Here is a 19,780-nt window from a genome sequence, read left to right as displayed (position 1 = left end):
AAGGCTTCCCCCTTACTTTCTTTTTAAAAAGGACAGTAACTCCTCTTTATTGTACGTATTGATGACGGTTTCGGGGCGCAGCCAGCCTTTTCTGGCCGCTTTCACACCGGTATTCATAAATTCCAAATGCTCAATGGCATGGGCATCGGTATTAATAAACACTTTAACGCCCGCTGCTTGTGCTTTTCGCAGATTTTCAGCAGATAGATCCAACCGATGCGGATTAGCGTTTAATTCAAGGGCTGTATTCGTTTCTTTTGCCAGCTCAATCAACTGATCCATATTCACATCATAGCCATCGCGCCGGCCGATCAACCGGCCAGTTGGGTGAGCAATCAAATGAACATATGGATTAGATAAAGCTGTTTTTAGCCGCTTCATGATCGTTTCTTGCGGCTGCGAAAAACTCGAGTGAATCGAGGCGATGACAAAATCGAGCTGACTCAATACTTCATCATCGTAATCAAGCGTTCCATCAGGAAGAATATCCATTTCAATACCCGATAGAATTTCAATGTCAGAATATTGCTCGTTCAGGCTCTTGATCTCCTCATTCTGCTTTAATAGGCGTTCAACAGATAATCCGTTCGCTACTTTTAAATAACGGGAGTGATCGGTAATCACCATGTATTGATAGCCTTTGGCGCGGCATGCTTCTACCATTTCTTCGATTGAAAAAGCACCGTCTGACCACGTTGTATGCATATGCAAGTCGCCTTGTATATCCGTGAGTTCAATTAACCGCTCGCCTTCTTTATACTGTTCGACTTCTCTGCCGTCTTCTCTGATTTCAGGCGGAAACCAAGGCAGACCAAAATGACGGTAAAACTCTGCTTCGGTCTCAAACGTCGTGACTTCACCAGTGTCGATATTTTCTACACCGTACTCACTGATTTTTTCCCCACGCTCTTTCGCCAGCTGGCGCATGCGGACATTGTGATCTTTTGATCCGGTAAAATGGTGAAGTGTCGTCGCGAATTCCTTATCAGTGACAATACGGAAGTCGACTCCTACTTCAAACTCTCCATCTAGAACAATTGATACTTTTGTGTCTCCAGCGGCAATAATTTCTTTAATGCTTGACAGCTCAAGCAGCTGTTCTTTCACTGTCGCTGGATCATTCGTTGAGATAATAAAATCCAGATCCTTGATCGTTTCACGCATTCGGCGCAAGCTGCCGGCTCTTGAAAATTTACTGATATCCTGCATGTTTTTAAGCTCAGCTTCAATTGCTTCAGCAAGTTTACTCATATAAGCAACCGGTAACCGCTCCGGCCGCGTTCCGGCGTTTTCGACAGCAGCTAAAATTTTCTCTTCTGTTTTGGCGCCAAATCCTGCGAGTCCCTGAATCTGCTTGTTTACACAAGCTTCCTTCAGCTGATCAATATTCGTAATATCAAGCTCTTTATATAATTTAGCAATTTTCTTGCCGCCAAGTCCCGGCAGCTGCAAAAGCGGGATTAATCCCGGAGGCACTTCTCCCTGTAATTCCTTCAGTGTGCTTGATGATCCTGTTTCGATGTATTCAGTAATGACAGCCGCTGTTCCTTTGCCTATACCAGCAAGCTTGGTCACATCATCTATTTCGCTCATGCTGCGGTCATCATTCTCAAGAGCCGCTGCGGCTTTGCGAAAAGCGGAGATTTTAAACGGATTATCCCCTTTTAATTCCATATATATAGCAATTTGTTCTAACAAACGAATGATATCCTTTTTATTCACCATTTTTCTTCACCTGGCTTTCAGAAGTAGATTGGTTCGTTATCGCATTTCTTCCTTATATATACTAGCAGAAAATGAAATCAAAATAAAAACTTCTCTTTCAAAAAGAGAAGTCATTTCAGATAATTGAGCGGTTCTAGGTCTTTTAGTGCTTCTGATAAAAACGGAGTGCGATTGATCATGTAATCGGCCGCTTGTGATTCGTGAATCATTTCCTGAATGCTGCTTTCAGGGATCAGCATACCAATATATAATAGAACAAATAAGACCAGATAGATCTCAAGAAACCCAAGAACGCCTCCGCCTATTTTGTTTACTTCCCTTATGATGGGGATATGCGATATCATATTCATAAACGAGGCTAGAACAGACAGCGCGATTTTCACGACAATGAAGATGAGAATAAAAGCAATGGTTCCATAATAAAAAGCAGCGAATCCCGGTCCGTTAGCAAGCAGGCTCATCGCTTGCCCTTCTACTGGCGGAAGTGGAATCCAGTTCTTTAAGATGGGAACTATCTGCCCTCTAAGCATAATAGCAAGAATGATGGCAATAATGGAGCTTGCCATATGAAAAAATTGAAGGATAAAACCTCTTCTAAGTCCCATGGTGATTCCGGCAACTAGGAATAGAAGCAAGATGATTGTAAGCATGTATGTCAATCCTTTGTTTGTTTAATTTCTTTTTCCAGCTTCTCTATTTTTTCTTGTAATTTTACATATTCATGAACAGCGTTGACCGCTGTTAAAACGGCTGTTTTATTCGTGTCTAGCATAGGATTCGCCGAACTGATCTCCCGCATCTTTTTGTCTACCATATTAGCTACCCGCTGAATATGATCATGAGATTCGGTTCCGACAATGGTATATTCGTATCCGTAGATTTTTACTGTTATTCGCGTTTTTTTCTGCTCTTCCGACAACTAGATAGCCCCCGTTCTTTAAGAATCCTACATGCTATCATACCATGAATAGTTTTAGGTTGAAAAGTCGTAAGTACAAAGGAGAATTTCAATTGGCCCATACTGTATTAAAAGTTACTGACCAAACACTTAAACAAATGAAAGAATTTTATCAGCAGTATTCGACAGGATCTTTGCCGCCGGGTGCGGTATTCGCGGCTAAAAAGCCGAGCTGCTCTATCACAGGTTACCGCTCAGGCAAAGTCTTGTTTCAAGGAAAGGAAGCCATGACAGAAGCGGCCCGCTGGCAAGGAGGTACAGCGGTGTCCTCCCCTGCAAAAAAAGCAAAACCGAAAACAGCTTCTCTGCCAGAAGGGTTTGCTTCCATGTCCGTGATCGGCAGTGATGAAGTCGGAACCGGCGATTTCTTCGGTCCGATTACTGTAGCAAGCGCTTATGTCAAACGCGAGCAGATGGATGAACTGCGGCAGCTGGGTGTACGAGATTCTAAAAACCTAAATGACCAGCAAATTGCGAGCCTCGCCAAGCAGTTAATCAAAATCATTCCTTACAGCTTGCTGATCCTTAAAAACGAAAAATACAATGAACTGCAGCAATCCGGCATGTCGCAAGGGAAAATAAAAGCATTGCTTCATAACCAAGCCCTTATTAAGCTGCATGAAAAAATCCTGCCTGAGAAACCAGAAGCGGTATTAATTGATCAATTCGCAGAAAAAACCACGTATTACCGTTATTTAAAAGAACAAAAAAATATTTTTAAAGAAAACGTGTATTTCAGCACGAAAGGTGAAAGTGTCCACCTTTCTGTCGCTGCCGCTTCTATTATTGCCCGCTATGCTTTTGTGAAAGAATTTGACAAACTAAGCACGGAGGCAGGGTTTAAGATCCCAAAAGGAGCCGGAAGCCAAGTCGATGCAGCCGGAGCTCGTTTAATTATTGAAAAAGGTGAAGACGCTCTTCGCCAGTTCACGAAAATGCATTTTGCCAATACAGACAAAGCGATGAAGCTTGTGAAGAAATATCAGGGATAAAAATAGAGGCCGAGCACAAAAGAACCTGGAAAGATTCTTTGTGCTCGGCCTTTCGTTTATTTGCAAATACACGGGGGTTATATTCATTTACAGGTATTTTATTTTCACTCATGAGCTGCTTATTTTCACTCGAACTAGTTTCTTTTCACTCGCTGCCGGCTTCTTTTCAATCACTCATTTATTGACATTCGAGCATCGGTTCTTTTCACTGACACTCATGTTATTTTCGTTCGCGCAAAGTTTATTTTCACTAACTGCCGCTTTCCTTTCACTCACCTGCTCACCCTTCTCCCCACCATCAAAAAGACGCCCAGCTTAGCTGGACGCCTACTTTCTATTTATCCTCTTAATTCTGCATTCGCTTGTTCTTTCAGCTGCTCTAGAACCTGCGTATGCACTTTCACTACTTCTTCATCCGTTAATGTTCTTGACGGGTCTAAATATTTTAAAGAGAAGGCCACGGATTTTTTGCCCGGCTGCATATGCTCGCCTTCGTACAAGTCAAATACATAGACTTCCTTCAACAAACTTCCACCCGCTTCTTTAATGATGGCTTCCATAGTTCCTGCTTCCACTTCACGATCTACGACTAAAGCAATATCGCGGGTAATAGAAGGGAATCGAGGAATCGCCTCATAGCGAAGATCTTCTGTTTCCGCTTGTAATAAAGCATTTAATTTCAGCTCAAATACATACGTTTCTTTAATGTCGAGCTCTTTAGCGTTTTGGGGATGCACTTGGCCAACATAGCCGATGTACTCGCCATCAAGCTCAATGGCTGCGGTACGGCCTGGATGCATGCCTTGTAGTTCCGCTTTTTTGAATGTGACTCGATCTTGAAGGCCAAGACGGTTAAACAGTCCTTCGAGAACGCCTTTTGCGACAAAGAAGTCAACGGCTTTCTTTTCTCCCTGCCATTGATGCTGAGACCAAAGGCCAGTCATAGCGCCAGCTGCATGCTCTTCTTCTGTCGGCAATTCTTCTGTGCTGTCTTTTAAAAATACAGAGCCAATTTCATAAAGAGAAACGGAATCGTTTTGACGAGCCGTATTATGAGCGACCACTTCAAGCAGCTGAGGAATGATGCTCAGGCGCAAGAAAGCGCGCTCTTCACTCATTGGCATGCTTAAAGCGACTGGTTCACGAGTTTCTAGCGCCCATTCGTTCGCACGTTTTTCACTCGTTAATGAATACGTAATCGCTTGGTTTAAGCCTGCTCCTTCAAAATAACGGCGGACAATCCGGCGTTTTAATTGATAAGTTGTCAATCCGCCCGGGTTCGTTACGCTGACAGGAACAGTAGTTGGCAAGTGATCGTAGCCATACATACGAGCGACTTCTTCCACTAAATCTTCTGGAATTGTAATATCGCCGCGGCGAGTCGGTACCGTTACTAAAAACTCGTCATTGTCCGTTTGTACGTCAAATTGCAGACGACGGAAGATATCTTCAACTCCACCGCTTTGCAAGTCCGTACCAAGCACGCGATTTAATTTATCCAATGTAATAGCCACTGTTTTTGGCTCGGCATTGATTTCACCAGCTGTTACGTCCCCTGCTAATACTTCACCAGCTGCGTACTGTGCCATTAGCTGAGCTGCGCGGTCAACTGCCGCTTTCACACGGTTCGGATCCACACCTTTTTCAAAACGGGCACTTGCTTCACTGCGCAGGCCATGATCTTTAGAAGCCTGGCGAATGCGCTGACCGTCAAAATAAGCAGATTCCAATAGTACCGTCGTCGTGTCCGACTGCACTTCTGAATTAGCTCCGCCCATGACTCCGGCTAAAGCAACCGGCTCTTGGCCATTTGTGATCACTAAATGATCAGCAGATAGTGTGCGCTCTGCTTCATCAAGCGTCACCATTTTTTCTCCTTCGTTTGCACGGCGGACGACAATCTCTTTTGAACCGAGGCGGTCATAGTCAAATGCGTGAAGCGGCTGACCGTATTCAAGCAGCACAAAGTTAGTGATGTCTACAACGTTATTGTGCGGACGAATGCCGGCAGCCATTAAGCGTGTTTGCATCCAAAGCGGAGATGGAGCGATTTGAATATTCTTGACCACTCGCGCAATATACAATGGATTATCTTCTTTTGCTTCAATGCGGACTTGAATATAATCAGACGCTTGTTCAGCACCTTCAGCCACATCCGTGTTAGGCAGTTTCACATCACGGCCAAGAATCGCTGCAACTTCATAAGCCACGCCAAGCATGCTTAAGCAGTCTGAACGGTTCGGTGTTAAGCCAAGTTCAAGCACTTCATCGTCTAAATTCAGCTGTTCTAGTGCACTGCTTCCCGGTTCTACATCATTAGGGAAAACGAAAATCCCTTCTGAGAATTCCTTCGCCACTAATTTGCTTTCAATGCCTAATTCCTGCAATGAACAGATCATGCCATGAGATGCTTCTCCGCGAAGCTTGGCTTTTTTAATTTTGAAATTGCCCGGAAGAACCGCACCCACTTTGGCAACCGCTACATATTGTCCTTTATCGACATTCGGCGCGCCGCAAACGATTTGAACTGGCTCTTCTTCCCCAACATCAACGGAACAGACATTTAATTTGTCTGCGTTCGGATGCTGTGTACGCTCAAGCACATGGCCGACTACTACATTTTTAATGCCTTCGCCAAGCACTTCTACCCCTTCCACTTCAATTCCGCTGCGGGTAATTTTTTCCGCTAATTCTTTTGCTGTGATCCCGTCTAAATCGACGTATTCTTGCAGCCATTTATATGAAACGAACATATCGTTTACACCCTCCTGTAATTAAAAATTATTGATGGACTGAAAATTGTTTAAGAAAACGAACATCATTTGTATAGAAATGACGGATATCATCAATTCCGTACTTCAGCATAGCAATACGCTCAGGACCCATTCCGAAAGCAAAGCCCGTGTATTTCTTAGAATCAAAGCCGGCCATTTCAAGTACGTTTGGATGAACCATTCCGGCACCTAAAATCTCGATCCAGCCTGTGCCTTTACAAATATTGCACCCTTCTCCTCCGCAGAACATACAGCTGACATCCACTTCTACAGATGGTTCAGTGAATGGGAAGAAGCTTGGACGCAGACGAATTTCACGATCTTCACCAAACATTTTCTTAGCAAACACTTCAAGTGTTCCTTTTAAATCTCCCATGCTGATGTTTTCATCAATCACAAGGCCTTCAATTTGTGTAAATTGATGGGAATGTGTCGCGTCATCATTATCTCTTCTGTACACTTTACCAGGGCAAATAATTTTAACAGGCCCTTGTCCTTTATGCTTTTCCATTGTGCGTGCTTGTACAGGTGATGTATGTGTACGCATTAAAATATCTTCTGTGATGTAAAAGGAATCCTGCATATCACGTGCCGGGTGTCCTTTTGGAAGGTTCAATGCTTCAAAGTTGTAATAATCCTTTTCCACTTCAGGACCTTCAGCTACTGTGTAGCCCATGCTGATAAATAAATCTTCAATTTCTTCTACCACGCGAGTGAGCGGATGCTGGCAGCCTGTTTTCACTGAGCGACCTGGAAGAGTCACATCAATCGTTTCATTTTCAAGCTGCTTTTGAATTTCTGCCTGTTCAAGAACCGTTTGTTTCGCTTCAATGCTAGAAGCAATGGCTCCGCGCACTTCATTTCCAAGCGCACCCATCTTTGGACGTTCTTCTGCTGAAAGCTTGCCCATGCCTTTTAAAATCTCAGTCACTGGCCCTTTTTTCCCAAGATAAGCGACGCGAATATCATTTAAGTCTTTTAAATTGTCCGCCGCTTCGATTTTTTGAAGGGCTTCTGTTTGCAGTGCTTTTAATTGCTGTTCCACCGTCTATTTCCTCCTTTATTTGCTTTAAGTATCATTCATTTTTTGAACACAAAAAAGCCCCGTCTCCCGGAAAGGGACGAGGCTTTGATCGCGGTACCACCCTTTTTAACATGCACAAAGGCATGTTCAACTTCATTGGGATAACGGTTTTCACCGGAGCATCTTTATGCGTATGGCAGTCCTGATGCCGGCTCGAGAGGTGAACTTCACTTACCCGTTTATAAAAGTGCTTGCAGTCCGGGGCACTTTCTTCCTGAAAAAACGAAAATAAGCTACTCTTCTCTGTCATTGCCTTTTGCTTTATATGATATACAAACCATATTATAGTACAGTTTCACTCGATAATTCAAACTTTTTTCAGGAATGCTTTAGATGATACAGTAAAACTCCCGCCGCTACTGCGACATTCAGCGATTCACTTTGCCCATAAAGCGGAATGTATAGATTTCCTGTCGTCTGATTTAAAAGTTCTTCGCTCACGCCACTGCCTTCATTGCCAACTAGCAGAGCAAATTGGCTGCCTTTGCCCGCTTCCCGATAATCGACCGCTCTTTGCAAAGAAGTGCCGTAAACTGGAATGTCTTTTTCTTTTAACTCCTGAATTGTTTCATTAAGAGGCTGAATAAAAATAGGCAGATGAAAATGACTTCCTTGTGCAGAACGAAGCACTTTCGGATTATATGGATCGGCACAGCCTGTTCCGAGTACCACACCAGCCATTCCAGCGGCATCCGCTGTACGAATCATCGTGCCGATATTACCTGGATCTTGAACAGCATCAATCAATAAATAATTCCCTTCCTTTAATACCTCAGGAAGCTCCGGCTTACGGCATAGCGCAAAAATGCTTTGGGTCGTTTCCGTTGAAGCTAAAGAATCCGCCACATCTTGTGTCACCATCGTCATTTCTACACCGTCGACATTCCAGTGAGCAGGCAGTGTTATATCTTCTGAAACAATTAGCTCCACTAGCCAATCTTTATGATTCAACGCCGTTTCCACTAAATGAAAACCTTCAAGCAAATACAAGCCTGTTTTATCACGTTCTTTTTTCAACTGTAGCTTTTTCCATTGTTTCACCTGGGGGTTTTTTGCTGATTGTATAAACTTCACGTATTCCGCTCCTCTATCACTTGTTCAATTGTTACATTATAACTCATTTTTTTCGCATATTAAATGAAGAGACAGGAGAAATTAGTAAGGATGAAGCAGAAAAGGAGCGATTGTGATGAATTTTAATTTACGTCAAGCTGTTTTAAACAACATTACCGGACACTCTTCCAATCAATTGGAACAAACGATTGTCGATGCGATTGAACGAGGGGAAGAAAAAATGCTTCCTGGATTAGGTGTTCTGTTTGAAGTGTACTGGCAGCATGCAGATGAAAATGAAAAGCTGCAGATGCTGGAAACACTTGAAGAAGGATTAAAATAACACGGCTTCTTGCTTATCAAAAAAACTTCCGGCATGCACCGGAAGTTTTTCTTGTTAGTCGAATGTAATTTTGTTAACCGTGTCACGGTCTAGACGCAAGATTACTTCGCCAATTAACTTGACCGCATGCTCATAATCATCACGGTGAAGCATCGCTGCATGAGAATGAATGTAGCGGGTTGCAATGGTGATAGAAAGACTCGGCACACCGCCTGATGTCACATGAATGGCACCCGAATCTGTTCCTCCGCCCGCCATCGCGTCAAACTGGTATGGAATGTCAAGTTCATCCGCTACATCTGTAACAAAATCACGCAAGCCTTTATGAGACACCATCGATGCATCATATAAAATGATCTGCGGACCTTTGCCCATTTTGCTCATTGCTTCCTTGCTGGTGATGCCTGGCGTATCGCCTGCAATTCCAACATCCACCCCAAAAGCAATATCCGGCTTGATTGTCTGCGCAGATGTTTTGGCTCCGCGGAGGCCAACTTCTTCCTGAACCGTACCAACACCGTACACAATGTTTTTATGCTGTTTGTCTTTCACATATTTCATTACGTCAATTGCAATCGCGCAGCCAATGCGGTTATCCCAGGCTTTTGCCAGCAGCATTTTTTCATTATTCATCACAGTAAACTCGAAATAAGGAACGACCATATCTCCTGGTCTAACTCCCCACTCTTCTGCTTCTTCCTTGCTTGAAGCGCCAATATCAATAAACATATCTTTAATGTCTACTGGTTTTTTACGCGCTTCCGGAGGCAGGATGTGTGGAGGTTTAGAACCAATTACTCCAGTCACATCGCCTTTTCTAGTTACAATCGTAACACGCTGGGCAAGCATGACCTGACTCCACCATCCGCCTACTGTTTGAAAGCGGAGAAATCCTTTGTCATCGATTAGGGTAATCATAAACCCAACTTCATCCAAGTGGCCGGCCACCATAATTTTTGGTCCGTTTTCGTCACCCGTTTTTTTAGCAATCAAGCTGCCGATGTGATCGGTTGTCACTTCATCAGACAGCGGCTCTATGTATTTTGTCATGACAGCACGAACTTCACGTTCATTGCCGGCAATTCCTTTTGCATCGGTCAGTTCTTTCAGCATCGTTAATGTCTCATCCATTTTAGCCATTGAAACGCCTCCTTTAAATAAATGTATACGTTTGCATTATACGAGATTTTCCTGAAATGCACAAAAATTCAGCCTTATTTCTCAAAATAAAACTCGCGATGAAGACTGCATGCCGGATTAAAAGCCGCTTGGCAATATGGACATTCTGACTCGCATCCTAAATATTCATTCACTGTTAGTTCCGAACCGCAGGCGCCGCAGAGGACGGCTTTTTCATGAAAATGTTCCTTTGGCCAAACACTCGCTTGTCCGCACCCGTCTTCCTCATGACACTGATGACAAGGATAATAAGTCCCGCAGCAGTAAAACTTAATGCTGATCCGATCGACTTCTTTATGATAGTGCGCGCAGCGAGTTTCTTCATCTAATACGCTGCCGCCGACATCATGCCCTTTTACATTCAAACAAACTCCCCCTTAATAGCCTTGCTGCTGGCGCTCATAATTGACTTCGTTTTTAGCCACATAAGCTGCTTCAACTTCTTCAACAGAGAATCCGAGGCGGACACCTAATGCAAAATAATCCGTTAACAGCTGATTAAATGAATCGATGTTCTGTTCACGCTTAAATTGCTCCACACATTTGAACACTCGAAGAAATTGATCAGTTATAGAAGGTTCAGCTGAATGATCTCCAGAAATCTCGGCTTCTGCTTCAAAACTTTTAACGATCCCAAGCGACAGAATAAAATGAACTCCATCCACAAACTCTTCTAAGATAACGGAACGTTCGCTTGGAGCTTTCTTGCTCCAAAATTTAAAACAGCGTGTTTCATTGGCTAGTTCCCCAATTTCCACGAGTAAGGCTAACACCTTTTGGTCAAATAAATCGGCTTTCTCTAAACCATGCTCTTCTTCAATATACTGATCGAGCGATTTTTGCATCATAAATAATTTTTCCAGATTCATGCTGTTTTCCTCCTTTTATGCGGACAATAAGGATAGTAACCCTAAATCAATAATTGCTAATAATGGCATGCCAATCACGAAAGCCGTGTGCTTCGTTTTATGGCGGTAAGTCTGCATCGCAAGCCAGCCTCCACAAGCTCCGCCCGCTAATGCTAAAAGCCAAAGCATCTGTTCGCTCGTCCGGTATTGTCCCCGCTGCGCTTTTCTTTTATCCTGTCCCATCACCATGTATGTAAATAAATTGATAAGGACGAAATAACCGAATAACCAGGATAGCATCGTCATCCCTCCTGACTTTATTAGTGTAGCAGACAAGTATGTTTTCTGTGAAATGTATACACATTAATAGCTAGGTTTCTTAAAGATATTTTTCACATTCGTTTATTCAATATAAAAAAAATAAAAATTTGCATTTTACCTATTGCCAAACAGGATCAAACAGCATACAATTTAATTAACCAATGGTCAATAAAGGAGCGAGACGATGTCACCTCGTAAACCAGCCTCTCAAGAACTAACAAAAGATATGATTTTACAGGAAGCACGCACTCAATTTATTGAAAAAGATTTTCACCAGGTCTCGATGCGCAATTTAGCCAAACAACTCGGCTGCAGTCATGGCGCCATCTACTACCACTTTAAAAATAAGGCAGATTTATTTTATGCGATTGTTGAAGAAGATTTCTCTAAATTAAACAGTCTCATAGATCAAATAACAGATGGTCCCGGAGATTATCGTACAAAGTTATCTCAAATATTTCTCTGTTTTATTGAGTTTGGTTTAAATCATCAAAGCCAGTATGAAATGATGTTTATGGTAAGAAACACAGAAGTGGATAGTCTCTCCCATGAGGCTGCCAACCTGAGCTATCAAAAATTCGCTCAGTCCGTTCAAACATTATCGGAAAACACTTTAGCCATTAAAGATATTTGGTCTGCCTTCTTGTCGCTGCACGGTTTTGTTTCCCATCACCGCGGATACGTATCAAGCTTTGATGAAGCAAAAGAAGCTGCCCATGCTCATGTCGATTTTATCGTTAAAGCCTTGATTTAATATCATTAGCTCTTTTTCTGGAGTGTCGGATTTAGAGCTAAGATTATTTTTTACTAATTATTGACCACTGGTTAATAAAAGGAGGAAGTTATTCATGAAAAAAGCGTTAGTTGCAGGTGCATCCGGAGGAATTGGATATGCGTTAGTTCTCGAGTTAGTATCTAGAAGGGTGGAAGTCGTCGCTTTTTCTAGAGGAAAAGCAAAGTTGGATTCACTTTATAAAGAGCACAATCATGTAACCATTTTCCCTGGAGATGCGCTAAATGAGAGTGATATGATGAAGGCCGCAGAAGGCGTGGACGTAATCTTCCATGCCGTGAGTTTTCCTTATCCAGAATGGGAAGAAAAACATCTTGCATGCATAGATATCATGATTAAAACTGCTCAAACACAACAAGCGAAGATTGCTCTTGCAGACAATATTTATGCATATGGCTTACAGTCTAATGGAAAAGTAACGGAAGCAGCAAAGAAAAATCCTCATACGAAAAAAGGAAAAATTCGTTTAGACATGGAAAACAGACTGAAACAAAGTTCTGTTCCTTCATTAATCGTCCACCTTCCTGATTTATATGGTCCTAATGCAGAGAACACCGTTTTTTATGAGACGCTCAAAAATGCAATTCAAAATAAAACTGCCAACTTTGTTGGAAATACAAAGATAGCTAGAGAATTCATTTATACGTTTGACGGGGCAAAAGCGGTGGTTGAACTGGCTTTACGAGAGGATGCTTATAATCAGAACTGGAATATACCGTCTTCACGTCCGATTACTGGAGAAGAATTGGTAGCAATTTTACGTGACGAAACTGGCTACAGCAAATCAATCCGACCTGTTTCAAAAACGATGATTCGATTGATCGGCCTGTTCTCTCCTTTTATGAAAGAAATGGTAGAGATGATGTATTTAACTGAAACCCCAGTTATATTAAGCGGGGAAAAATACGAAAAAGAAATAGGCCCTCTCCATCAAACGTCTTATCAAGAAGGACTCAGAGAAACGTTAGCCTGGATGAATAAGACTAAATAATTGTTATTTTCCCATTAAAAAATCAGACCAGGGATCCTGGTCTGATTGAAGTTTCATTACTTGTTCATTTGAGCTTTTGCAGCGTCTGCAAGCTGAGCAAATGCTTTTTCGTCGCTAACTGCAAGGTCAGCAAGCATTTTGCGGTTCACTTCGATACCAGCAAGCTTCAAACCGTGCATTAAACGGCTGTAAGAAAGACCGTTCATGCGTGCAGCTGCATTGATACGAGTGATCCAAAGCTTACGGAAGTCACGTTTCTTTTGACGGCGATCCCGGTAAGCATATTGTAAAGATTTCATTACTTGTTGGTTAGCTACTTTAAATAAACGGTGTTTTGCACCATAAAAACCTTTGGCTAATTTAAGAACTTTTTTACGACGTCTGCGTGTAACTGTTCCACCTTTTACGCGTGGCATAATATTTCCCTCCTATTGTGTTTCCTGGTATTACTTAATATTGTCTAACATGTGGCGGATACGTTTGAAATCGCCTTTTGATACCATAGCAGCTTTACGAAGCTTACGTTTGGCTTTAGTAGATTTGTTAGCGAATAAATGGCTTGTGTAAGCGTGAGAACGTTTAAGTTTACCTGAACCGGTCTTTTTGAAACGCTTAGCTGAGCCGCGGTGAGTTTTCATTTTTGGCATTTGCTATTCCTCCTCAAACTTTTATTGCTTTTCATTTTTAGGTGCTAATACTAAGAACATACTGCGTCCGTCCATTTTTGGCTTCGTTTCGACAGTAGCCACTTCCTCACAAGCTTTTGAAAAACGATCTAATACTCGTTGGCCAATCTCTTTATGAGTAATTGCACGTCCCTTGAAACGGATTGAAGCTTTCACTTTATCTCCCTTTTCAAGAAACTTGATTGCATTGCGAAGTTTAGTATTAAAATCATGCTCTTCGATCGTCGGGCTAAGACGAACTTCTTTCAGATTAATGATCTTTTGGTTTTTACGAGCTTCTTTCTCTTTCTTCTGCTGTTCAAACTTGAATTTACCGTAGTCCATAATGCGTGCTACTGGCGGTTTCGCATTTGCGGCAACAAGCACAAGATCAAGATTGACGCGTGCAGCAATTTCAAGCGCTTCGTTTTTAGACTTAATTCCAAGCTGCTCTCCATTTTGGTCGATTAGACGCACTTCACGGGCACGAATACCCTCGTTTACGAACATGTCTTTGCTAATAATTAGCCACCTCCAAGGTTTTTTAGAAAACAAGTTTTCTATTAATGAATACATTATTCAACATTGACGGCCAGACAGTCGCAGATCACAATAAAAAATGCGGGTATGTAAGCATACCCGCATTAAAAAACAGCCATCAAGGACTATTAATTATTACATTCAAACCTGCCAACTGCCTGGCGCGTCAATCAGGTGAGAAGCGGGTGCTTCTGCTTTTATATAGTGTATTCTATTCACCTTAGTAAATATATCACAATCAATTTTTTTCGTCAATCAATTGCAATCAATCAACAAAAACAATCATATCAAAGCTAAAAAAAATAAGCAACCTTTTTTTATTAGAAAAGCAAAATGGGCTGTTCAGGAGCGACTGGCAAATAGGCAAATAACCAAAAGGCGTTTTATGCCTTTAGGTTATTTGATCTTTTGACCCGAGCTCCTAGCCCGTTTTGCTAGACACCAAGAAAAGCAAAAGCCGTTTGCTTAGGTGTGAAGGGCAAATAGGCTTTTTCCCTGAGAGTACCAGCAATTTTTGGAGTTATCGGTAACTTGGAGTAGTATATCAGCGACTTTTAAGATTTATCAGCAACTTCGAACACTTTATCGGCAACTTTTGGGATTTATCAGCAACTTTGAACACTTTATCAGCAACTGCCTAAATAACCACGCTCCCAACAGTTATGGTCATAGAAAAAGCTCCCAGACCTAAGTTTCCGGCCGGGAGTTTTCGTCTTATCCTCTTATCCTCTTTTTGCTTCCTTTTTGATAAGTTCTAGGAAATCAGCAAATGCGATCGTTTCTGATTTCTGCTCACCGTATTTACGGACGTTGACGGATTTGTTTTCAATTTCTTTATCACCAACAACAAGCATGTAAGGTGTTTTCTGCATTTGCGCTTCACGGATTTTGTAGCCGATCTTTTCTTCACGGCCATCAAGTTCCGCACGGATGCCTGCTTTCTTCAGTTCATCCTGCACTTCTTTCGCGTAATCGAAGTGAACGTCAGCTGAAACTGGGATCACTTGTACTTGTACAGGGGCAAGCCATGTCGGGAACGCTCCTTTGTACTCTTCAATTAAGAAAGCAACAAAACGCTCCATTGTCGATACAACGCCGCGGTGAATGACAACTGGGCGATGCGGCTTGCCGTCTTCTCCAACATAAGTTAAATCAAAGCGCTCTGGCAATAAGAAATCCAGCTGTACAGTGGACAGTGTCTCTTCTTTTCCAAGTGCTGTTTTCACTTGCACGTCCAGCTTAGGACCATAAAACGCCGCTTCGCCTTCCGCTTCATAGTACTCAAGGCCAAGCTCATCCATTGCTTCTTTCAACATACCTTGAGCTTTATTCCACATTTCATCATCATCAAAATATTTCTCTGTATCTTGAGGGTCACGGTAAGATACGCGGAATGAATAATCGTTTAAATCAAAGTCTTTGTATACTTCTTGAACCAGCTGAACCACACGTTTGAACTCATCTTTGATTTGATCCGGACGAACAAAGATATGTGCATCATTTAGAGTCATGCCGCGCACACGCTGAAGTCCAGATAAGGCGCCTGACATTTCATAACGGTGCATCGTTCCAAGCTCCGCAATGCGAATTGGCAGCTGACGATAAGAATGGATGCCGTTTTTATAAATCATCATATGGTGCGGACAGTTCATCGGACGAAGCACTAGCTGCTCATTATCCATGTCCATTACTGGGAACATGTTCTCTTGATAGTGCTCCCAGTGTCCGCTTGTTTTATATAAATCCACGCTTCCCATTACCGGTGTGTACACATGATCGTAGCCAAGGCTAACCTCTTTATCAACGATATAACGCTCAACAATTCGGCGAATCGTTGCTCCTTTTGGAAGCCACATCGGAAGACCCTGCCCTACTTTTTGCGAGTTCATGAATAAATTCAGTTCTTTACCGATTTTACGGTGATCACGCTCTTTTGCTTCTTCAAGCATTTTCAAGTGCTGATCCAGTTCTTCTTTTTTGAAGAACGCTGTACCGTAAATACGCTGAAGCATTTTATTATCGCTGTTGCCTCTCCAGTAAGCTCCGGCAATACTTAACAGTTTGAATTCTTTTAGTTTGTTCGTTGACGGCACGTGAACACCGCGGCATAGGTCAAAAAACTCACCTTGCTCATACATAGTTACTGTTTCGTCTTCAGGAATCGCATCAATTAGTTCCAGCTTATACTCGTCGCCAATTTCAGTGTAGATCTCTTTCGCTTCATTACGGCTGACTTCTTTGCGCACGACTTCTAAGTTTTCACCAATCAGTTTTTTCATTTCTTTTTCGATCTTTGGCAAATCTTCAGGCGTAATCGACTCTTCTACATCGATATCGTAATAAAATCCGCCTTCAATAACAGGACCAACTCCTAGCTTCACGTTATCTTGACCATAAATGCGTTTGATCGCCTGTGCCATTAAGTGAGCTGTACTATGGCGTAAAATTTCTAATGCTTCATCGCTGCCAGCCGTAACAATTTCAATGCTGCCATCCGCTTCAATTGGTGTACGTAAATCAATCATTTGCCCATCTAATTTTCCAGCTAATGCTTTCTTTTTTAGTCCTGGGCTAATGGATGCTGCTATATCTTCAGTCGTTGTTCCTTTAGGAAACTCCTTCACTGAACCATCTGGAAATTGCATTTTTAACATATCAGACATTCTGTCCACTCCTTTAAGTTTTTGTTTGTCTCCTCTGAAAAACGGCTTGGTCTTCGTGGTCGCGAGTAGAAACCATTGCGATCGAACTGGCAAAGAGCGAACTTTTGCTGCCTGCCTATTTGCCTTTCGCTCCTGAACAGCGGGATTTGCTTTTCAATACAAAAAACCCCGTCTCTTCAAATAAATGAAGGGACGAGGTTTGATCGCGATTCCACCCTACTTTTCAGCATAAGAATCCTGCTGAATCTCCAGTTCAGATAACGGCTGCTGCCGTCGGTCCATTACTCGCATTGCTTTCACGGCCGAAGTTCAAAGGCGGTAAGTGATCTTTTCGTGTTGGGAAAGTTTCAGCCTTGCTCTCCCTCTCTGGAAACCGTAAAAGAAAACTCATGTCCTTATCCATACTTATAAGCTTGATTAAAATGTATAAAGGTATTATATGGGTAACTTACACGAAAATCAATAGGCTGTTCATAAAATTATCGGCGTCGATTGGTTCCTTTCATTTCAACAGGCACCGTTAAATATTTGATTCTTTCCATCACACGCGCCGCCTTCAATTCCTCTTCTTCCCCTCGCTGAGAGTAGGTAAGGTGGTGCTGCAAATTCTTGTAATCGAAATTAGAGGTAAAGAAAGTCGGCAGTCCTTCAAGCATCCGATATTGTAGAATAGTGCCTAAGATATCGTCCCTCATCCAGCTTGACATCGTTTCAGCACCAATGTCATCGATCATCAAGATTTGAGCATTCTTGACGACTTCAAGCTTTCCATTCATCGAATGATCATTTAGTGACTGTTTCATTTCCCGGACAAATTCAGGGAAATACACAATCAGAGAATTGATATGCTTATCTGCCAGTTCATTCGCAATCGCTCCAAGCAAATACGACTTGCCGACGCCAAATGAACCGCAAATATATAAGCCTTTTACTTTTTCTTTGCTTTCATATTTATCCACAAACTGCTTCGCCGCTTTCACCGCGTCTAGGCGGCTGCGGTTATCAAGTTCAATATTTTCAAATTTAGCCTCGAGAATGTCTTTCGGCACATAGATGCTTTGGACGTGCTTTTCATTTTTTCGTTTTTCATCATCCCGAATTTTCCGAGGACATTGATGGTAATCAATATCGATGCCGCCTCTCCGCCATACAAGTGACGGTTCAAACCCCTGCATGACATTAATGCAGCCGTTTAGATTCGGGCAATCTTCGCAGTTGTGGCTTTGCGATTTAAATTCATAGAGTTTCATTAAGTTTTTTTCTAATGCAGACGGTGAGATTTCGTCCTTATGCTTTTCTAAAAACACGCGGACAGCCGGATCACTTAACACTTCGTTTTTCAGCTGTTCATATTGTTTCTGAAAGCTTTGTGATCCTGTCATTTTCTTGATCGTATCATTGATCCTTTCCATCTCTGCTCACCTCCCCTTCCTTTTTACGGGTTCCTTTTAACTCCGCTTCAAGCAGCTGTCTTTCTTTTTCAAAGTCTTCATCTTCTGTGGAAGAACTAGGAGCTGGATCTTCTTCCTTTTGAAACCACTCAGGCAATTTCTCTTTACGTATGGACTTTCTCCGTTTCGGCTTGTCTTTGTTCTCGGCCCATTCTAAATATTGCCTGTGCTCGCTCTTAGCCAGTTCCATCGCATCACTAACCGTTTTCACTTGCTTGCGTGCCCAGTGGGAGGCGATTTTTTCCACATAGCTCTTCGTCAATTTCATGTCTGTTTTCAGCATAACATATTGAATGAGAACATTAGTAACCCCTGCCGAAAGCTTATACTGAAATAAAATCCCTTCAATAATCTTCATGTCTGATTGAGAAGGCTGGCTTCCTGAAATATCGATCAGCAGCTGTCTTGGGGACGTCGTTTCAAGATAGAAGATTAATTCCTCTTCTTTCGTCTGCGGCGCATCCGATACAGAACGAAGAGCAGCCGGCTGCACACGATTGATGAGTTCAGGCAGTTCTTCATTCATTTCAAGCTGATACCAGTCCCGTGCTGATTTTCTTAATAGTTCAAGGTCAATTTCATCTTGCTCATCCACAGCCGTCAGCAACAAATTCTTCATTTCGAGCGCCTGAATTCCGTATAAATGAGATAGCTTAAGAATCGTTTCCCTAACAGGTTTCGTCAGTACTTGTTTTGGAATCATTACCCCTCTTAAGGAGCTTTCAAGCAAACTGAAATTGAATTCTTCGCTATTCAAGGGTAATCCGCTGTTTTCCGCTGTTTTCATCAAACGTTTACCCTCTGGCGTGGTACTGCTTTCCATCGCTTCTTGATCCATTAGTGAACCTGTGGTAAATACATCCTGGAAGTCTTTCGTAATTTCCTGATGCTCATTAGTAATCACTTGATCATCCATAAAGAATTCCTTCAGTCTCAAAAAATGGGCACGGCCGATTTTTCTATATAAGAAAATGTTCAGCATCCCGTCATTAAAAAACTGTTCTGGCGTTAAAGGCGGCTGCAAAACGTAGACAAACTCACGGCTGTCTCCGTGTTTTTTTACGTAGCTTTTTAACAGGCCAAGCCCTTCAAGTTTCATGCGTTCTTCATAAATTTCTTGTATGTTAATGTCCATGAAATTCATTAAATGATAGTGGCTTGAACCACTGGATCTCAGCCGGTTTTCTTCCACCTCAGCCCAGAGTGTCATATATAAACTAAAACATTTCGCACCAATCAGCGGCTGATATAATAGCGTTAAAATTTTACGGTCTGTTTCATGAAGTACGCCTTGCAGCGACGTCGTATACAAGTCAACAGGCTGTATTTCATTCCAATGTTTTTTCATTCTCGGCCTCTTACCTTTCATGGTGAATCTAATGGTGATGAATACGAAAAAG

General features: G+C 42.2%; 21 protein-coding genes and 2 other annotated features. Of the genes, 5 read left to right on the top strand and 16 right to left on the bottom strand.

Translation table 11 applies throughout. The annotated features are described in order from the left end of the window. Positions 1-12: 12 nt before the first annotated feature. The 3 genes from polX to zapA all read right to left on the bottom strand — a co-directional run bounded on the left by polX (position 13) and on the right by zapA (position 2,644). A complete protein-coding gene (gene polX, locus JOC78_RS08930; protein WP_204554332.1) occupies positions 13-1,725 on the bottom strand; it encodes a DNA polymerase/3'-5' exonuclease PolX in 1,713 nt (570 codons plus the stop codon). A gap of 110 nt (positions 1,726-1,835) precedes the next feature. Next, positions 1,836-2,375: a CvpA family protein gene (locus JOC78_RS08925; RefSeq protein WP_204554330.1), complete on the bottom strand. Its 540-nt coding sequence runs from the start codon at positions 2,373-2,375 to the stop codon at positions 1,836-1,838. Positions 2,376-2,380: 5 nt separating this feature from the next. Continuing rightward, positions 2,381-2,644 (bottom strand): cell division protein ZapA, encoded by a 264-nt coding sequence (gene zapA, locus JOC78_RS08920; RefSeq protein WP_204554328.1) that lies wholly within the window; start codon positions 2,642-2,644, stop codon positions 2,381-2,383. A 92-nt stretch (positions 2,645-2,736) separates the two neighbouring features. On the opposite strand from zapA, the gene rnhC reads away from it, so the two are divergent. Beyond that, positions 2,737-3,675 carry a ribonuclease HIII gene (gene rnhC, locus JOC78_RS08915; RefSeq protein WP_204554326.1) on the top strand — a complete coding sequence of 313 codons (939 nt, stop codon included), beginning with the start codon at positions 2,737-2,739 and terminating at the stop codon, positions 3,673-3,675. Positions 3,676-4,013: 338 nt separating this feature from the next. On the opposite strand, the gene pheT is transcribed toward rnhC, so the two are convergent. The 3 genes from pheT to JOC78_RS08900 form a co-directional block, all read right to left on the bottom strand. After that, positions 4,014-6,428 (bottom strand): phenylalanine--tRNA ligase subunit beta, encoded by a 2,415-nt coding sequence (gene pheT, locus JOC78_RS08910; protein ID WP_204554324.1) that lies wholly within the window; start codon positions 6,426-6,428, stop codon positions 4,014-4,016. A gap of 28 nt (positions 6,429-6,456) precedes the next feature. Beyond that, positions 6,457-7,494 carry a phenylalanine--tRNA ligase subunit alpha gene (gene pheS / locus JOC78_RS08905; protein ID WP_204554322.1) on the bottom strand — a complete coding sequence of 346 codons (1,038 nt, stop codon included), beginning with the start codon at positions 7,492-7,494 and terminating at the stop codon, positions 6,457-6,459. A gap of 69 nt (positions 7,495-7,563) precedes the next feature. Then, positions 7,564-7,792, bottom strand: a binding site (T-box leader). 59 nt (positions 7,793-7,851) lie between these two features. Next, positions 7,852-8,607, bottom strand: coding sequence for a TrmH family RNA methyltransferase (locus tag JOC78_RS08900; RefSeq protein WP_204554320.1), 756 nt, complete (start codon positions 8,605-8,607; stop codon positions 7,852-7,854). Positions 8,608-8,722: 115 nt separating this feature from the next. Here JOC78_RS08900 and sspI point away from each other — a divergent pair, with 115 nt between their 5' ends. Further along, the gene (sspI, locus tag JOC78_RS08895; protein ID WP_204554318.1) at positions 8,723-8,929 is read left to right on the top strand and encodes a small acid-soluble spore protein SspI; all 207 of its coding nucleotides are present in this window, start codon (positions 8,723-8,725) and stop codon (positions 8,927-8,929) included. A 54-nt stretch (positions 8,930-8,983) separates the two neighbouring features. On the opposite strand, the gene JOC78_RS08890 is transcribed toward sspI, so the two are convergent. The 4 genes from JOC78_RS08890 to JOC78_RS08875 form a co-directional block, all read right to left on the bottom strand. After that, positions 8,984-10,069, bottom strand: a complete 1,086-nt coding sequence (locus JOC78_RS08890; protein WP_204554316.1) for a M42 family metallopeptidase — start codon at positions 10,067-10,069, stop codon at positions 8,984-8,986. 74 nt (positions 10,070-10,143) lie between these two features. After that, entirely contained in the window at positions 10,144-10,473 is a 330-nt protein-coding gene (locus JOC78_RS08885) for a CHY zinc finger protein (RefSeq protein WP_204554314.1), read from the bottom strand. Between the two features lie 12 nt (positions 10,474-10,485). Next, entirely contained in the window at positions 10,486-10,977 is a 492-nt protein-coding gene (locus JOC78_RS08880; RefSeq protein ID WP_204554312.1) for a dUTP diphosphatase, read from the bottom strand. Positions 10,978-10,992: 15 nt separating this feature from the next. Beyond that, the gene (locus JOC78_RS08875; RefSeq protein WP_204554311.1) at positions 10,993-11,256 is read right to left on the bottom strand and encodes a DUF1294 domain-containing protein; all 264 of its coding nucleotides are present in this window, start codon (positions 11,254-11,256) and stop codon (positions 10,993-10,995) included. Positions 11,257-11,461: 205 nt separating this feature from the next. Between JOC78_RS08875 and JOC78_RS08870 the strand changes: the two genes are divergently transcribed. Then, positions 11,462-12,031, top strand: coding sequence for a TetR/AcrR family transcriptional regulator (locus JOC78_RS08870; protein WP_204554309.1), 570 nt, complete (start codon positions 11,462-11,464; stop codon positions 12,029-12,031). Between the two features lie 94 nt (positions 12,032-12,125). Continuing rightward, the gene (locus JOC78_RS08865; protein WP_204554307.1) at positions 12,126-13,061 is read left to right on the top strand and encodes an SDR family NAD(P)-dependent oxidoreductase; all 936 of its coding nucleotides are present in this window, start codon (positions 12,126-12,128) and stop codon (positions 13,059-13,061) included. 56 nt (positions 13,062-13,117) lie between these two features. Here the strand turns inward: JOC78_RS08865 and rplT are convergent, their stop codons facing one another. Genes rplT through infC form a run of 3 tightly spaced genes read right to left on the bottom strand, consistent with a single transcriptional unit; the run spans position 13,118 to position 14,251 of the window. Next, entirely contained in the window at positions 13,118-13,477 is a 360-nt protein-coding gene (rplT, locus tag JOC78_RS08860) for a 50S ribosomal protein L20 (protein ID WP_204554305.1), read from the bottom strand. A gap of 30 nt (positions 13,478-13,507) precedes the next feature. Next, positions 13,508-13,708: a 50S ribosomal protein L35 gene (gene rpmI, locus JOC78_RS08855; RefSeq protein ID WP_204554303.1), complete on the bottom strand. Its 201-nt coding sequence runs from the start codon at positions 13,706-13,708 to the stop codon at positions 13,508-13,510. Between the two features lie 21 nt (positions 13,709-13,729). Beyond that, complete coding sequence (gene infC, locus JOC78_RS08850) at positions 13,730-14,251, bottom strand: translation initiation factor IF-3 (RefSeq protein WP_204554672.1); 522 nt, start codon at positions 14,249-14,251, stop codon at positions 13,730-13,732. A 41-nt stretch (positions 14,252-14,292) separates the two neighbouring features. Here infC and JOC78_RS08845 point away from each other — a divergent pair, with 41 nt between their 5' ends. Beyond that, positions 14,293-14,490 carry a hypothetical protein gene (locus JOC78_RS08845; protein WP_204554301.1) on the top strand — a complete coding sequence of 66 codons (198 nt, stop codon included), beginning with the start codon at positions 14,293-14,295 and terminating at the stop codon, positions 14,488-14,490. Beyond that, positions 14,334-14,469, bottom strand: a sequence feature (ribosomal protein L20 leader region). (Overlaps the previous gene by 136 nt.) Before the next feature lie 498 nt (positions 14,491-14,988). On the opposite strand, the gene thrS is transcribed toward JOC78_RS08845, so the two are convergent. The 3 genes from thrS to JOC78_RS08830 all read right to left on the bottom strand — a co-directional run bounded on the left by thrS (position 14,989) and on the right by JOC78_RS08830 (position 19,728). Next, positions 14,989-16,929 (bottom strand): threonine--tRNA ligase, encoded by a 1,941-nt coding sequence (thrS, locus tag JOC78_RS08840; protein WP_204554298.1) that lies wholly within the window; start codon positions 16,927-16,929, stop codon positions 14,989-14,991. A gap of 479 nt (positions 16,930-17,408) precedes the next feature. After that, positions 17,409-18,341: a primosomal protein DnaI gene (gene dnaI / locus JOC78_RS08835; protein ID WP_204554296.1), complete on the bottom strand. Its 933-nt coding sequence runs from the start codon at positions 18,339-18,341 to the stop codon at positions 17,409-17,411. Beyond that, complete coding sequence (locus JOC78_RS08830; protein ID WP_204554294.1) at positions 18,325-19,728, bottom strand: replication initiation and membrane attachment family protein; 1,404 nt, start codon at positions 19,726-19,728, stop codon at positions 18,325-18,327. The genes dnaI and JOC78_RS08830 overlap by 17 nt, the downstream gene beginning before the upstream one ends. Positions 19,729-19,780: the final 52 nt, after the last annotated feature.

Source organism: Bacillus ectoiniformans, assembly GCF_016908875.1.
GTDB classification, from domain to species: Bacteria; Bacillota; Bacilli; order Bacillales; family Domibacillaceae; genus Bacillus_BX; species Bacillus_BX ectoiniformans.
Note: the sequence above shows the minus strand (reverse complement) of the source record. Positions and strands in the feature narration are given on the sequence as shown.

Coding starts and splice junctions, on each gene's coding strand:
- dnaI (WP_204554296.1), bottom strand. CDS start 18,341: ATGGAAAGGATCAATGATACGATCAAGAAAATGACAGGATCACAAAGC.
- polX (WP_204554332.1), bottom strand. CDS start 1,725: ATGGTGAATAAAAAGGATATCATTCGTTTGTTAGAACAAATTGCTATA.
- JOC78_RS08845 (WP_204554301.1), top strand. CDS start 14,293: ATGAATACATTATTCAACATTGACGGCCAGACAGTCGCAGATCACAAT.
- JOC78_RS08875 (WP_204554311.1), bottom strand. CDS start 11,256: ATGCTATCCTGGTTATTCGGTTATTTCGTCCTTATCAATTTATTTACA.
- rpmI (WP_204554303.1), bottom strand. CDS start 13,708: ATGCCAAAAATGAAAACTCACCGCGGCTCAGCTAAGCGTTTCAAAAAG.
- JOC78_RS08870 (WP_204554309.1), top strand. CDS start 11,462: ATGTCACCTCGTAAACCAGCCTCTCAAGAACTAACAAAAGATATGATT.
- rplT (WP_204554305.1), bottom strand. CDS start 13,477: ATGCCACGCGTAAAAGGTGGAACAGTTACACGCAGACGTCGTAAAAAA.
- JOC78_RS08925 (WP_204554330.1), bottom strand. CDS start 2,375: ATGCTTACAATCATCTTGCTTCTATTCCTAGTTGCCGGAATCACCATG.
- pheT (WP_204554324.1), bottom strand. CDS start 6,428: ATGTTCGTTTCATATAAATGGCTGCAAGAATACGTCGATTTAGACGGG.
- thrS (WP_204554298.1), bottom strand. CDS start 16,929: ATGTCTGATATGTTAAAAATGCAATTTCCAGATGGTTCAGTGAAGGAG.
- JOC78_RS08830 (WP_204554294.1), bottom strand. CDS start 19,728: ATGAAAAAACATTGGAATGAAATACAGCCTGTTGACTTGTATACGACG.
- JOC78_RS08880 (WP_204554312.1), bottom strand. CDS start 10,977: ATGAATCTGGAAAAATTATTTATGATGCAAAAATCGCTCGATCAGTAT.
- JOC78_RS08865 (WP_204554307.1), top strand. CDS start 12,126: ATGAAAAAAGCGTTAGTTGCAGGTGCATCCGGAGGAATTGGATATGCG.
- JOC78_RS08890 (WP_204554316.1), bottom strand. CDS start 10,069: ATGGCTAAAATGGATGAGACATTAACGATGCTGAAAGAACTGACCGAT.
- sspI (WP_204554318.1), top strand. CDS start 8,723: ATGAATTTTAATTTACGTCAAGCTGTTTTAAACAACATTACCGGACAC.